The sequence below is a fragment of the Microbispora sp. ATCC PTA-5024 genome, from assembly GCF_000511135.2.
Taxonomy (GTDB): Bacteria; Actinomycetota; Actinomycetes; order Streptosporangiales; family Streptosporangiaceae; genus Microbispora; species Microbispora corallina.
This window is the reverse complement of the sequence record NZ_KI866528.1, coordinates 296,133-309,737: the sequence shown is the minus strand read 5'-3', so window position 1 is coordinate 309,737 and position 13,605 is coordinate 296,133. Positions and strand designations below refer to the sequence as shown.

14 protein-coding genes are annotated in these 13,605 nt (G+C 71.1%); 8 read left to right on the top strand and 6 right to left on the bottom strand.

Features of this window, described 5'->3' with window-relative positions; genetic code table 11:
* Positions 1-273: 273 nt before the first annotated feature.
* On the top strand, positions 274-2,706 hold the full coding sequence (gene pepN / locus MPTA5024_RS38345; RefSeq protein ID WP_036333436.1) for an aminopeptidase N: 2,433 nt from the start codon (positions 274-276) through the stop codon (positions 2,704-2,706).
* Positions 2,707-2,884: 178 nt separating this feature from the next.
* Here pepN and MPTA5024_RS38340 read toward each other — a convergent pair whose 3' ends face one another.
* Both MPTA5024_RS38340 and MPTA5024_RS38335 read right to left on the bottom strand, forming a co-directional pair.
* Complete coding sequence (locus MPTA5024_RS38340) at positions 2,885-4,072, bottom strand: MFS transporter (protein ID WP_051459188.1); 1,188 nt, start codon at positions 4,070-4,072, stop codon at positions 2,885-2,887.
* 46 nt (positions 4,073-4,118) lie between these two features.
* Positions 4,119-4,886: an SDR family NAD(P)-dependent oxidoreductase gene (locus MPTA5024_RS38335; RefSeq protein ID WP_036333434.1), complete on the bottom strand. Its 768-nt coding sequence runs from the start codon at positions 4,884-4,886 to the stop codon at positions 4,119-4,121.
* A 168-nt stretch (positions 4,887-5,054) separates the two neighbouring features.
* On the opposite strand from MPTA5024_RS38335, the gene MPTA5024_RS38330 reads away from it, so the two are divergent.
* The 3 genes from MPTA5024_RS38330 (at position 5,055) to MPTA5024_RS38320 (ending at position 7,083) form a co-directional block, all read left to right on the top strand.
* Entirely contained in the window at positions 5,055-5,675 is a 621-nt protein-coding gene (locus tag MPTA5024_RS38330) for a TetR/AcrR family transcriptional regulator (RefSeq protein ID WP_036333432.1), read from the top strand.
* A 100-nt stretch (positions 5,676-5,775) separates the two neighbouring features.
* Positions 5,776-6,714 carry a PfkB family carbohydrate kinase gene (locus MPTA5024_RS38325; protein ID WP_036333430.1) on the top strand — a complete coding sequence of 313 codons (939 nt, stop codon included), beginning with the start codon at positions 5,776-5,778 and terminating at the stop codon, positions 6,712-6,714.
* Between the two features lie 84 nt (positions 6,715-6,798).
* On the top strand, positions 6,799-7,083 hold the full coding sequence (locus tag MPTA5024_RS38320; protein WP_036333428.1) for a DUF427 domain-containing protein: 285 nt from the start codon (positions 6,799-6,801) through the stop codon (positions 7,081-7,083).
* Between the two features lie 65 nt (positions 7,084-7,148).
* Here the strand turns inward: MPTA5024_RS38320 and MPTA5024_RS38315 are convergent, their stop codons facing one another.
* Both MPTA5024_RS38315 and MPTA5024_RS38310 read right to left on the bottom strand, forming a co-directional pair.
* Positions 7,149-7,871, bottom strand: a complete 723-nt coding sequence (locus tag MPTA5024_RS38315) for a TetR/AcrR family transcriptional regulator (protein ID WP_036333426.1) — start codon at positions 7,869-7,871, stop codon at positions 7,149-7,151.
* Positions 7,872-7,946: 75 nt separating this feature from the next.
* Positions 7,947-8,429 (bottom strand): MarR family winged helix-turn-helix transcriptional regulator, encoded by a 483-nt coding sequence (locus MPTA5024_RS38310; RefSeq protein ID WP_051459211.1) that lies wholly within the window; start codon positions 8,427-8,429, stop codon positions 7,947-7,949.
* A 50-nt stretch (positions 8,430-8,479) separates the two neighbouring features.
* Between MPTA5024_RS38310 and MPTA5024_RS38305 the strand changes: the two genes are divergently transcribed.
* From MPTA5024_RS38305 to MPTA5024_RS38295, 3 genes are all read left to right on the top strand, one after another.
* Positions 8,480-9,574 (top strand): substrate-binding domain-containing protein, encoded by a 1,095-nt coding sequence (locus tag MPTA5024_RS38305; RefSeq protein WP_051459210.1) that lies wholly within the window; start codon positions 8,480-8,482, stop codon positions 9,572-9,574.
* Positions 9,575-9,684: 110 nt separating this feature from the next.
* Positions 9,685-11,100, top strand: a complete 1,416-nt coding sequence (locus MPTA5024_RS38300; protein ID WP_036333424.1) for an APC family permease — start codon at positions 9,685-9,687, stop codon at positions 11,098-11,100.
* Positions 11,097-12,107, top strand: coding sequence for an acetamidase/formamidase family protein (locus MPTA5024_RS38295; protein ID WP_036333422.1), 1,011 nt, complete (start codon positions 11,097-11,099; stop codon positions 12,105-12,107). The genes MPTA5024_RS38300 and MPTA5024_RS38295 overlap by 4 nt, the downstream gene beginning before the upstream one ends.
* 75 nt (positions 12,108-12,182) lie before the next feature.
* Here MPTA5024_RS38295 and MPTA5024_RS38290 read toward each other — a convergent pair whose 3' ends face one another.
* On the bottom strand, positions 12,183-12,374 hold the full coding sequence (locus tag MPTA5024_RS38290) for a DUF4236 domain-containing protein (protein WP_036333421.1): 192 nt from the start codon (positions 12,372-12,374) through the stop codon (positions 12,183-12,185).
* A gap of 210 nt (positions 12,375-12,584) precedes the next feature.
* Between MPTA5024_RS38290 and MPTA5024_RS38285 the strand changes: the two genes are divergently transcribed.
* Entirely contained in the window at positions 12,585-13,055 is a 471-nt protein-coding gene (locus tag MPTA5024_RS38285; protein WP_036333420.1) for a hypothetical protein, read from the top strand.
* Positions 13,056-13,100: 45 nt separating this feature from the next.
* Here MPTA5024_RS38285 and MPTA5024_RS38280 read toward each other — a convergent pair whose 3' ends face one another.
* Positions 13,101-13,604, bottom strand: coding sequence for a hypothetical protein (locus MPTA5024_RS38280; RefSeq protein ID WP_051459187.1), 504 nt, complete (start codon positions 13,602-13,604; stop codon positions 13,101-13,103).
* Position 13,605: the final 1 nt, after the last annotated feature.

Below are 13,605 nucleotides of genomic sequence, written 5' to 3'. Positions count from 1 at the left end.
GCGCCATGCCAGACGAGCGTATGGCAGGCTACTGGGCACCCTATTTCTCAATCGGGTGATCGCCAGGCTCCACGGCATCAGGCGAGTAGGGACTACTCAATGCAGCGGAGAGGTGATCGTTTACCGTTTCCTGGTGCTCTGTCCTCCAAGGTCTGGGAGGAAGCCGCCGATCAGCCGATAGGCGACGCGATGGACACACCCCGATTCACGTGGGCCGGCTGCTGCTGAGCGGGTGGTTCGCAGCGAATGCACGAATCTCCGAGAGGGAAAGCAATGAGCGGCAGGAGTCTGACCCAAACCGAGGCAGAGGGGCGCGCGAGCCTGCTGGCGGTAGAGCGGTATGACGTTGCCGTGGACCTTTCTGATCTGCTGACAGGTTCGCGGGTCCGGTGCGAGTCGACGATCACCTTTAGGTGTCACCAGCCCGGGGCCGAGACCTTTGTCGATTGTGCGGCGATGGTTGAGAGCGCCACGCTCAACGGAGTCGTGCTGCGGTCGGCTGTTGAGGGCCGGATCGCACTGACCGATCTTGCCGAGAGCAACGTCCTCACGGTGGTTTCGGTGACGGAGTGCTCGGCCGATGGCCGGGGCGTGCACAAGGCGGTCGATCCCGCCGACGGCGAGACGTATGTCTACACCGACTTCAGTCCCGACTACGCCCGGTGCGTGTTGGCCTGCTTCGATCAGCCGGACCTCAAGGCGCCGTGGGCGTTCACCGTGACCGCTCCTGCCGGCTGGCGGGTGCTGAGCAACAGCGGTGCCCCGCAGCTCGAAGACCTCGGCTCTGTGCGACGCTGGACCTTCCCGCCGACGCCGCCGCTGGCGGCGTACAACACTGTGATCAACGCGGGCCCGTACTACGAATTGCGTCGTCGCGGAGCTGGTCATGATCTCGGGCTTTTCGCCCGGCAGTCGCTGGCTTCGATCCTGGACCGGGACGCCGACCAACTGTTCACCCTGACCACCCAGGGGCTCGAGTTCTTCGCCGGCAAGTTCGGCATGCCGTTTCCGCAGCACAAGTACGACCAGGTCTTCACGCCCGAGTTCCCTGGCGCGATGGAGAACTTCGGGTGCGTCACCTGGATGGACTGGTTCCTGCGCAGGACTACTCCGACGAGGGCGGAGTGGGACATCTTCTCGCGGTACCTGTTGCACGAGCTCGCGCATATGTGGTTCGGCAACATCGTCACGATGCGCTGGTGGGACGATCTGTGGCTGAACGAGGCGTTCGCGGAGTTCGCCAGCAACTGGGCCGCGGTGAGCGTGACGTCGTACACCGATGCCTGGACGGCACATCTGGCCGGCGAGAAACTCAAAGCTTATTTCATGGACCAGGGACCGACGACGCACCCGATCCGCCAGCAGGTCCGCGACGTCTCCGAGGCTGCAGCGACCTTCGACGCCATCACCTACCCCAAGGGCGCGTCCGTACTGCACCAGCTGATGACGTACGTCGGCGAAGCGAACTTCTCCGCGGGTCTGACCAACTACTTCGCCACGCATGCTTGGGACAACACCACGCTGAAGGACCTGATCGATGCGGTCGCCGATGCCAGCGGACGTGACCTGGACCAGTGGCGTGCGGGATGGCTGGAGACAGCGGGCACCGACCGGCTGACTCTTGACCACGACAAAGATGGGTTTGCCCTGGTCGCTCAGGGACCGGGTGGCCGTCCACGCCCGCATGTGCTTGCCGTCGGCGCCTACGAGCGTTCCGGGGACCGTCTTGAACGCATGGCACTCGTCGAGGTCGAGGTAGCGGGCGAACGGACCCGGCTCGACCTGCCAGCAGGAGCCGACCTGTATCTGGTCAACGATGAAGACCTGACCTTCGCCTCGACGAGACCAGATGCCACGAGCAAAGACGCGTTCTTCCGCAACGCCGCCCGCCTGCCCACTGCGACAGCGCGGGGTGTCGCCGTCACCACGGCCTGGGACATGCTGATCAACGGTGAAGCGACAGCCGCCGAAGCTGTGGAGTGCCTGACCGGAGTGCTGGCTGTCGAGACGTCCGCGTCGGTGATCGAGCCGTATCTCAACCTGGCTGTCGAGGCCGCAGATCTGTGGAGCCCGGAGTCGGAGCGGGACGAGTTGCTGCGAGCAGTGGCTGCGGCGTGCCGCAGCCTCTCTGGCGTCGGCGCCTACCGCAAAGCGGCGTTGCGCGGCTTCGCCCGCACTGCGACCGAACCGGAGGAGGTGGCGTGGCTCCAGACCGAGGCCGGGGAGGACATCGATCTCCAGTGGCGAGCACTGGTTCGCAAGACTCAGCTCGGGAGCCCGACCGCAGCCGAGGCACAGGCGCTACTCGACCGCGACCCGGATCCCGAAGCGTGGGTCAGTAGGCTCCAGGTCCGCGCTGCGACCCCGGACGCGGCAGAGAAGAAAGCGGTGTGGCAGACGCTGGTGACGGACCGAGCGGTGCCTATCGCTTCGGTCCACTCAGTTGCGACGCCGTTCTGGAGCGCCGGTCAGGACGACTTGCTCAGGCCCTACGCGGAGGCCTACCTCGATCTCGTGCCGAACATCCACCGCAGCGGAACCGTGCCGGCGAGGACCTACACCAAATGGCTCTTCCCGCTGTTCGGTATCGACCTGACCTTCGTGGGACGAGCGGAAGAGTTGGCGGCACAGGTTGTCCCGGTCGTCCGCGCGAACCTCCTGGACCGGGCCGACCGGATGCGCCGCATACTGCACTCCCGCAGCTGAAGGCTTAAAGCCGTGACACAGCCGACCCCGGCGCCGAGGGCAGGAGCAGGCGTCGTCAAGGTTCAGCGCGATGTAGCGCCCGAAGTGATACGAACGCCGAGCCGACCACTTCGCTTCCTTCGTTGCCATCGCCGCCGCCCTCATCTGCTACCGCCGATCAGCCAGAAGAGACTTCGTCTCAGCTGCTCTGCGGGCGAACCTTCAGAAGGCCGCTCGCCCAGGTCGCCGGCAGAGCCACGAGGCATACCAGCAGGCCCGTCACAACCACGGACGCCGGGCCGAAACTGTCCAGACTCCAGCCGCCGGCGAGGGCCCCGACCGCGATCCCCGTGTTGACCGCAGAAGCGGGAAGCGTCGCGGCCAGATCACGACCGGGACCGGCGAGGTCGACCACCCGGTACTGCAACGAGGGCACCAGCCCGAATCCGACCAGTCCCCAGACCAGCAGGGCCAGTGCCACCAGCACAGGGACGGTGCCGTTCAGCCACAGAGCGCCCAGCGCGCCGACGAGCACCAGGTTGGCGAGCCCCAGGGTCCTTGCCGCGTTCCGGTCGGCCGCCCAGCCTCCGGCGAACGCGCCGACGGCGGTGGCCGCACCGTACGCCAGCAGGAACGCGCTGATCCAGGCTCCGGACACCCCCGTGACCTGCTGGAGGAAGGGGGTGATGTACGTGAGCGCGGCGTACTGCCCTCCCAGCAGCAGGAAGCCGACGACCAGCATCGCCAGCACCCGGGGGGCGAGCGCGAATCGCGCCTGAGCACGCAGGCCTTCGACACCGGTACCGGTCACCGTCGGGACCAATGCCACAAGCGCCACCAGCGCGACCAGACCCAGTCCCACGACGGCGAGGAAGGCGCCGCGCCAGCCGAGCCCCTGGCCTATCAACGTGCCGATCGGAACGCCCAGCGCGATGGATACGGCGACGCCCCCGATCACGATGGAGATCGCCCTGCCCATTCGATCCGGAGTCACGACGCTCGCCCCCACCGCGAAGGCGACGCCGATGAAAAGACCCTGCACCGCCCCTGTCACAGCCCTCGCCGCGAGCAGCACCGCGAAATGTCCTGCGAACGCCATGACGACGTTGCCGAGCACGTAAGCCGCCATTGAGAACGACAACAGCCTGCGGCGGCTCAGACGTATCGTCAGTGCGGTCAAGACGGGGCCGCCCACGGCGAGCCCGAACGCGTAGCTGGTCACGAGCGTGCCGGTGCTGCTGAGCGATACCTCGAAATCCCTCGCGATCAGATCCAGCACACCGACGACCAGCAACTCCGCCATTCCCATGACGAACGTTCCCAGGAACAGGGCGGCCAGGGCCGGGCCGGCCCGCTTGTGCGTCTGTGGTGTCGCGGTGATGCTCATATCGCCCTCCCCCAAGCTGAAGTGACCCCGACCTGGCGCATCGCGCCTACCGCTGGACGCGTGGCCCCAGGAAGAGGCCACCGTTCACGTCAAGGGTTTGACCGCTTATCCAGCGCGCGTCCTCCGAGGCGAAGAAGGCGACCGCGTCCCCGATGTCGGCGGGTTTCGCGGGGCGGCCGAGCGCTGTCAGATCACCGATGGCCTTCGCGGCGTCGCCGTCGCTCAGCCAGCCGTTCATATCGGTCTCGGTCACCCCCGGGGATACCGTGTTCACGGTGATTCCGCGGACGCCCTGAGTGTGAGCCAGTGAACGGCTGAACACGTTGATGGCGCCCTTCGTCATGGCGTAGACGATTTCCGGGATCGCGAACCACGTCACGCCCGACGAGATGTTGATGATGCGACCGCCGTCAGGCATCAGCGTGAGTGCTCGCTGGGTGATGAACAGCGGTGCCCGCACGTTGACCGCGAACAGGCGCTCGAACTGCTTGTGAGTGACGGACTCGACGGTCGCGTCGTAGTCGATGAAGCCGGCGTTGTTCACCAGGATGTCCAGCGGTCTTCCCGCAAGGCCTTCCTCGAGACCGGTGAACAACGTGTCCACATCCCCGTCCACGCCGAGTTCGGCGCGTACGGGGAAGGCGCGTCCGCCGCCGGCATGGATCGCGTTCACGACGTCCTTCGCGGCGCTCTCATTGCTGCCGTAGTGCACCGCCACGAGCGCGCCTTCAGCCGCGAGACGCTCGGCGACGGCCCGTCCGATGCCGCGCGATGCCCCTGTAACGAGAGCGGTCTTGCCTGTGAGACCTGACATGCGAATGTCCTTCGTTCTGTGAGGGAACCTCGATGTGACGGTCCGCGAGTTGTTAGGGAACGTTACTTAACATGAGCGTACAGACGCCTGCCTATGAGGGCAACCGGATGGGAACACCTTCGCCGAGCACCATTAGGGGACCTTCCCTAACACGACTAGACTGTCCTCATGAGCAGCTCGGACGCTCGTAAGCGACGCACATCCGCAGAGACCCGCGAACACGTGCTGGAGGTCGCGCGCCGCCTGTTCTACTGGAACGGCATCCGCGCCGTCGGGGTGGATCGGATCGCCGCCGAGGCCGGGGTCGCTCCCATGACGCTCTACCGGCTGTTCCCGTCGAAAGACGATCTCGTCACCGCGTACGTCGACCGTACGGAGGACGACTACCGGGAATGGTTCGCCAAGGCGACGCAGGCCGACGGCCGAAGCCCCCGCGACCGGATCCTCGCCCTGTTCGACGAGCTCCTCGCCCAGACTCAACCGCACGTCAGCAGGGGATGCCCCTTCCTCATGACCCTGGCCGAGTATCCCCAATCCGAAGCCGGTTGCCATCGGCACGCCGTGGACCTGAAGAAGTGGACTCATGCGCGCATGCTGGAACTGGTCGACCAGTTGGCGGAGTCCCAGACGGTGGACGACCCGGCCGGCCTCGCCGACCACCTGATTCTGATCATGGAGGGTGTGTACGCCTCGGTTCAGGCTCTCGGTGCTCAGGGCCCCGCACGCCGGGCTCGCGCGATCGCCGAGAGGCTCCTGACCCCGGAGGGCGGCACTTGCCCGACTCGCTGACCCCCCGGAGGGCTGGACGTGTCCCGTCGCGCCCCGATCCCCTGCGTCGGCCCCCGCTCACCCGGCGGGCGTCCCCTCCTGACGGGCGGGTGCTGACGCCGTGGACGCCCGGCTGATCTACGCGGGGAACGCGGTCGTCGACATCGTGCTCGCGGTGCCCGCGCTGCCCGAACGCGGCGGCGACGTCATGGCCACCGCCACCGAGATCACTCCCGGCGGCGGCTTCAACGTCATGGCGGCCGCCGCCCGGCAGGGCCTGCGGGTCGCGTACGCGGGGGCGCACGGCACCGGGCCCTTCGGCGACCGGGTCCGGGCGGCCATGCGCGACGAGGGCATCGCGATCCTGTGTCCCGCCAAGCCCGGCGTGGACACGGGCTTCGCGGTCAGCGCCGTCGACGCCGGGGGCGAGCGCACCTTCCTCACCAGCCGCGGCGCCGAGGCCGCCCTCACCCTCGCCGACCTCGCCGCCGTCCGCCCCGGGCCGCGCGACGTCGTCGCCGTCTCCGGGTACGGCATGATGCACCCGAGCAACCGGGAGGCGCTGTCCGGCTGGCTGCCCTCCCTGGGGGACGAGGTCCCCGTCGTCGTCGACCCGGGGCCGCTCGTCCACCTCCTCGGCGACGACGCGCGGGGCCTGCTGCTCGCGCGGGCCGACTGGTGGACCTGCAACGCCCGCGAGGCCGCCTCCGTCACCGGCGAGGACGATCCGGCCGCCGCGGCGGCCGCGCTGGCCCGGCTCACCGGCAGGCGGGGCGTGCTGGTCCGCACGGGCCGGGACGGGTGCGTCCTCGTCCGCCGCGGCGAGGTCCCGCTCCACGTGCCGGGCTTCACCGTCCATGCGGTCGACACCAACGGCGCCGGGGACGCCCACACCGGTGTCTTCGTCGCGGCGCTCGCCGCCGGCGCCGATCCGCTGGAGGCCGCCCGGGTCGCGAACGCGGGCGCCGCCCTCGCCGTCGCGGCGCGCGGGCCCGCCACCGCGCCCCGCGCCGCCGACCTCGCCCGCTTCCTCGCCGCCCGGCCGGCCGCGCCCTCCTGAGCCGTACGGCGGCGGCTTCGGCACCCGCGGCCCCGGCTACGGTGGACGGTGTACGCATCCGGCCCGAGAGCGGAGTCCTACGACATGGCCAAGGCGACATGGAACGGCGCGGTCATCGCCGAGAGCGACGACACGGTGGTCGTGGAGGGCAACCACTACTTCCCCCGCGAGGCGGTCGACGCGAGCCTGCTGCGCGAGTCGGACACCCACACGGTCTGCCCGTGGAAGGGCACGGCCTCCTACTACTCGATCGAGGTCGACGGCCGGACCAACGCCGACGCGGCCTGGTACTACCCGGAGCCCAAGGACGCGGCCCGCGAGATCACCGGCCGCATCGCCTTCTGGCGCGGCGTCACCGTCACCCCCTGACCCGCCACCCCTGAGCCGCCGTCACCCCCCTGAGCCCGGTCCCGGCGCCACCGGCCGAGGCCGGGTCAGGCCTCGCCCAGGCGGGCCAGCAGTTCGCGCAGCAGCAGCGACTCCCCCGGCGTGAGGCCGGAGTCGTCCCTCTCGACGGCGGCGGCGAGCGCGATGGCCGCCGTCGCCCGGGAGGGGCCGTCGCCCTCCGGAGCACGTCCCTCGCCGTAGCCGGTCAGCACCGCGGCCAGCGCCGCCTCCCGCACCCGCTCGGACAGCCGCAGGTCGCGCTCGCCCTCCGGCTGGGCGATCAGGCTCAGCGTCACGCCGACGTTCGCCGCGAGGATCTGCGCGGCCGCCTCGGCCGGAGGCACCCGCAGCAGCCCGCGCCGCGCGACCTCGTCGAGCAGCCGGACCAGCATGTCGGTGGCGGGCGCCGTCACCGTGCACGGCCGGCCCGGCTCGACTCCGCCGTACAGGAGCGTGTAGAAGCTGGGGTGGTCGAGGCCGAACTCGACGTGCCGGTCCCAGCCGTGGCGCAGGTCCCGCACGGGGTCGCTCGACGCCTCCGGCGACCCGGACGGGGACACGTACTGGGTGAAGCCGTGCAGGAGCACGGCGTCGACGAGGCCCTGCTTGTTGCCGAAGTGGTGGTAAAGCGTGGGCGCCTTCACCCCGGCCAGGTCGCACACCGCCCTCGTCGAGAACGACCGGTCGCCGGTCTCCAGGAGCTGGGCGGCGGCCAGCAGCAGGCGGTCCCGAGCCGAGGCTCCCCCGGCGGCCCGCAGGTCCGTGTCCATCTCGCTATAGTAAAACCTATAGCGAGAGAGCTTGCCGTGCACCGGCCGTACGGGCCGACGATCTTACGGCGGCGGTCAGTCTTCGAGGGCGCGGACGAGGAGCTCCAGGTCGCGCATGAGCCGCCCGGTGCGCTCCGGGCCATACGCCGCGAGGATGGCCCGGTGGTGCTCGGCGATCCCGGCCTCCAGGCGGCCGAGCAGATCGCTTCCCCGGCCGGCCAGGAAGACGGCGACCTTGCGGCGGTCCGCCGGGTCGTGCCCGCGGTAGACGACGGCACGCTCGACCAGCCGGTCCACGGCCTTGGTCAGCGTGGGGTGGGGCATGAGCGCGGCCTCGGCGAGGTCGCCCATGGAGTGACCCCGGCCGTCGGCGAGCGCCTGGAGGATCCGCCACTGCTCGACCGAGACGTCCTCCGCGGCCAGGGCCGCGGCCAGCGCCCGGTTGACGCTCCGCTCGGCCCGGCTGAGCAGGTACGCCAGGGAGGAGCCGAGCCCCGTGGACGGCTCGGCGTCCTGTGGGAGGGGGGTAGCGCGCCCGCCGCCGGGTCCAGCCGTCACCACCGAGGGCTCCCTTCGTCTGATCGCGCCCGAGGAGGATACTCGTGCCCGTGGCCGATCCTGTCACAGTGGTCATCGACCCTCTGGAAGCTCACCTGATGAGGGCCGGCACGTTCCGCGTCGGACTGGTGGTGCCGGTCTCCGGCGTGCTCGGGCTGCTCGGGCCGTCGGCGATCAACTGTGCCATGCTCGCCGCGCACGAGGTCAACGCGGCCGGGGGGATCCTGGGCAGGCAGGTCGAGCTGGTGCTCGTGGACGGCGGCCGCGGCCCGGCCGAGGTGGCCCGCGAGATCGGCGGGCTGGTGCGCGAGGACGCCGTGCAGGCCGTCGTCGGCACCCATGCCAGCGACGTGCGCCTGGCCGTCGAGCGGTCGCTCGACGGGACCGCCCCCTTCGTCTACACGCCGCCGTACGAGGGGACGGCCCCGGGGCGGGGCGTCTACTTCCTCGGCGAGCCCGCGTCGCTCCAGGTCGGGCCCGGCCTCGACTGGCTCATCGAGCACCGGCGGGCTCGGCGCTGGTTCCTGCTCGGCAACGACTACGTGTGGCCGCGCCTGGTGCACGCGTCGGCCCGCGCGCACCTGGGCGCCCGCTCGGCGACCGTCGTCGGGGAGCGGCTGGTCCCGTCCGGGACGGCCGCCGTGGAGCCGCTGTTCGAGGAGCTCGCCGCGGCCCGGCCGGACGCGGTGCTGCTCACGCTCATCGGCACCGACCTCATCGCGTTCAACCGGGCGTTCGCGGCGAGCGGGCTCGGCTGCGCGCGGCTGTGCGGGGCGCTGGAGGAGCACGGGCTGCTCGCGATCGGGGGCGACGCGACCGGCGAGCTGTACGCCGCGATGGGCTACTTCGGCGCCATCGGCACCGACGCGAACCTGGGGCTCGGCGAGCGCTACGCGGGCGCGTTCGGGCCGGACGCGCCTCTGCTGAACGGCCACGGGCACGGCTGCTACGAGGGCGTCCTCATGCTGGCGGCCCTCGCGGCCCGGGCGGGCACGGTCGCCGTCCCGGCGCTGGACGCGGCGGCCGACGGCACGACGATCACGACCGGGCGCGGGCAGCTGACGCTGCGGGGCCGGCGCGTCCGCCAGCGCGTCTACGTCGGCCGGGCCGACGGGCTCGACTTCGACCTCGTCACCTCCGCCTGACCGGGACCGCCCCCGTTGTGACCGTCGCGTAAATCTTCCAGGAGAAATCTTTTCGTTTTCAAGGAATGGCCCTATCGTACGGCTCTGCCCCGTGCGTTAAGGAGTCATCCATGTCCTCCCCTTCTGAGGCGTCCCCGCCGGCCGGCGACGCCGGCGTCGAGCGCTTCGGTTACAAGCAGGAGTTGCAGCGCTCGCTCAGCTACGTCGACCTGCTCATCTACGGCCTGATCTTCATGGTGCCGATCGCGCCGTTCGGCATCTTCGGCAGCGTGTTCCAGGCCTCCGGCGGCATGGTGGCGCTCGCCTACGTCATCGGCATGGCCGCCATGGCGTTCACCGCCCTGTCGTACGCCCAGATGGCCCGGGCGTTCCCCATGGCCGGATCGGTCTACACGTACGCGGGCCGGGGGATCGCCGCCCCCGTCGGCTTCCTCGCCGGCTGGGTGATCCTGCTCGACTACGTGCTCGTGCCCGCCCTGCTCTACCTGGTCGCCAGCGCCGCCATGACATCGTTCGTGCCCGCGGTGCCGATCTGGGTCTGGCTGATCGGCTTCATCGTGCTCAACACGGTGGTCAACTACCTGGGCATCGAGATGACGGCCCGGATGAACAAGATCATGCTGATCGCCGAGATGATCGTGCTGGCGATCTTCCTGGTCGTCGGCCTGGTCGCGCTCGCGCAGGGCAAGGGCCACGGCGGCGCGCTGAGCCCGCTGTTCGACTCCTCGACGTTCTCCTGGCCGCTGGTCTTCGGGGCGGTGTCGGTGGCCGTGCTGTCGTTCCTCGGGTTCGACGGCATCTCGATGCTCGCCGAGGAGAGCCGCGAGAACACCCGGCGCCTCGGCCGGTCGATGGTCATGGCGCTGGCGCTCGCGGGCGCGCTGTTCGTGGTGCAGACCTGGGTCGCCGCGCTGCTCGCCCCGGGACGCGACGAGCTGCTGGCCAAGGGCGACCCGGCGGGCACCGCGTTCTACGACACGGCCGAGTACGCCGGCGGCCACTGGCTGAGCGTGCTCACCGCCGTCGCGACGGCCGTGGCCTGGGGCTTCGCGAACTCCCTGGTCGCGCAGGCCGCCACCTCGCGCCTGCTGTTCGCGATGGCCCGCGACCGGCAGCTGCCGAGCTTCCTCCGCAAGGTGCACCCGCGGCACAAGGTGCCGGTCAACGCGACGTTCGTGGTGGCCGCCGTCTCCCTCGTCCTCGGCCTCTACATGGCCTCCCGCGACGACGGCATCCCGTTGCTCAGCTCGCTCGTGAACTTCGGCGCGATGACCGCCTTCCTCGCCCTGCACGTGTCGGTCGTCGTCCACTACGTCGTCCGCAACGGCAGCCGGGACTGGTGGCGCCACCTGGCGGCGCCGGCGATCGGCTTCCTGATCCTGCTGTACGTCGTGATCAACGCCAAGGTGGCCGCCCAGGTGCTCGGGTTCGTCTGGCTGGCGATCGGCGCGATCATCCTCGCCGGGTCCTACCTGATGGGCCGGCGCCCCACCCTGTCCGCCATGACCACGGAGGTCGCCGAGTGAACGTCCTGTCCTACCGCCCCGAGCCCGGGGACCTGTCCTACACCTTCGGCGGCCGTCCGGCCGTGGGCCGGGTGGAGCCGGGCACGGTCCTGGAGCTGTACACGGAGGACTGCTTCGGCGGCCGGGTGCGGGGGCTCGACGACCTCCCCTCGAAGGTGTGCGAGTTCCCCTACCTGAACCCGGTCACCGGGCCGTTCCACGTGGAGGGCGCCGAGCCCGGCGACACGCTGGCGCTGCACTTCATCTCCATCGAGCCGGCCCGCGACTGGGCGGTGTCCACGACGTTCCCGCACTTCGGCGCGCTGACGAGCACCCACACCACGGCCACGCTGCAGCCGCCGCTCGAGGAGCTGGTCTGGCTGTACGAGGTCGACGCCGCCAGGCGCACCGTCCGCTACCAGGCCAGGCGGGGGGACTTCTCCGTCGAGATGCCGCTCGACCCCATGCACGGCACGGTGGGCGTGGCCCCGGCCGCGAACGAGGCGCGGATGACCATCACCCCCGACGCCCACGGCGGCAACATGGACACCCCGGAGCTGCGGGCCGGCGTCACGGTCTACCTGGGGGTGAACGTGCCGGGCGCGCTCTTCGCGATCGGGGACGGCCACTGCCGGCAGGGCCACGGCGAGGTGTGCGGCACGGCCGTGGAGGCCGCGATGAACACGGTCGTCGCGGTCGAGCTGATCAAGGGGGCGGTCACGCCGTGGCCGCGGCTGGAGGACGACGACCACCTGATGTCGACGGGCTCGGCCCGCCCGCTGGAGGACGCCTACCGGGTGAGCCAGCACGACCTGGTCACCTGGACCGCCGCGCTCACCGGGCTCGACGAGCTGGACGCCTACCAGCTCGTCAGCCAGGGAGGCGAGGCGCCGGTCGGCAACGTCTGCGACACCAACTACACGATGGTCGCCAAGCTGCCGAAGGCGTACCTGGGCGGGCCCGAGGTGTACGGCTCGGCCCACGCGCGCCTGCGGGCGCTCGGCGCGGAGTACCTGTCCTCCCGCTGACCCGCCGCGACAGGCACGAGGGGCCCGCCGTCCGTCCCCGGGCGGCGGGCCCCTCGTCGTGCGGGGGCGGCCGTGCTACTCGCGGCTGCCGCTCAGCGTCTTCTTCCAGTGGAACCCGCCGGGCAGGTTGACGGTCAGGGTCCGCCGACCGTCGGCGGCCTTGGTGACGCGGAAGCCGCGACCGCCGTAGCTGTGCCCGACACCGCTCTTCGACAGGTTGAGGCGGAACGGCCCCAGCTTGATCGACTTACGGTAACTCCAGCCCATCTGTCCCTCCGTGGGTGTGACGCACGATCAACTACCCACGGCCCGGACGGCAAACATGGAGTAAAGCCGCCGGGTTCCCCGCGCCTCGTCAAGGACGCGTCAGGACCCGGCCCCTCGCCGTACGGATGCCGTATGCGGGGCCTGTCACGACCGCCGGCCCGCGATTCGATGGGTGCATCCCTCCCCGTACGGACAGGCAAGGACGGCACGATGCGCCCGCGCAGCGGCTCGGCGACCCCGCTCGAGATCCTCCTCCCCACCGGCGGCGCGGTGACCACGGCGGCCTGCGCCGCCGTCGCGTCCGTCCTTCACGGCGCGCCGGCGCGGGTGACGGCGATGGTCCTCGTCACCGGGGCGTTCGCCGCCGTCGCGCGCCGCCCGGCCGCCGGGGCGGCGACCGCGGTCATCGGATGGATGCTCACGACCGGGTTCCTGGTGAACGGCGCGGGAGAGCTGACGATGTCGCGGGCGGACGCGGCCAGGCTGGCCGCGTTCGGCGCGGCCGGCCTCGGGGGCGCCGTCCTCGGGCTGCTGCCCGGCCTGGTGCGGTCCCGCCGCCGCGCCCGCGCGGCCCGCGCCCGGTGGAGGGCGCGCCGGGAGGCCCGTCGCGCTCCCGTCCTGGCCGGTCGCCTCCACCCGGGCCCGTCCACCGTCCGGGACGACGGCGGCCGCGCCGCCTGAGGCCGATCCCCGCTCGCATGTCAGCGCCGGCGGACCGCGATCACGTCAGCGCCCGCGGGGGGCGATGGCGCGCCACTCGCCCTCCCAGCCGGCCACGGCCCGCCGCGCCGTCCAGGCCTGCCGCCCGTGCCGCGCGAGGTGTCCGGCCGCCCAGAGACCTCCGGCCGCGCTCAGCCCGCCGAGCAGGGCCACCAGGACGACCAGCGCCACGGGCGGGGGGCCGGACGCGGGCGTCTCGCGGGCGTCCACCCAGAGCTCGACCCGGTCCCCCGGAGCGTGGGCGGACGGCAGGACCGTCCTCCCTGTGCGCGGGCGGCCGTCCCGGCCGGTCCAGGCGAGCTCCGCGACGGCGCCGGGCACGGGGGCCGGCCGCGCCGCGGCGACGGGAACCCGCAGCACGCGGACGACCTGGGCGGTCACCCTCCGGTGATCGGCGTCCCAGCCGTCCGCCTCACGGATCAGGGCGCAGCCGGCGACGGCGCTGGTCGCGCAGGCGACGATCAGCAGGAGCGCGGCCATGAGGCCGCGCCCCTCGGATGAGGTGTGCATG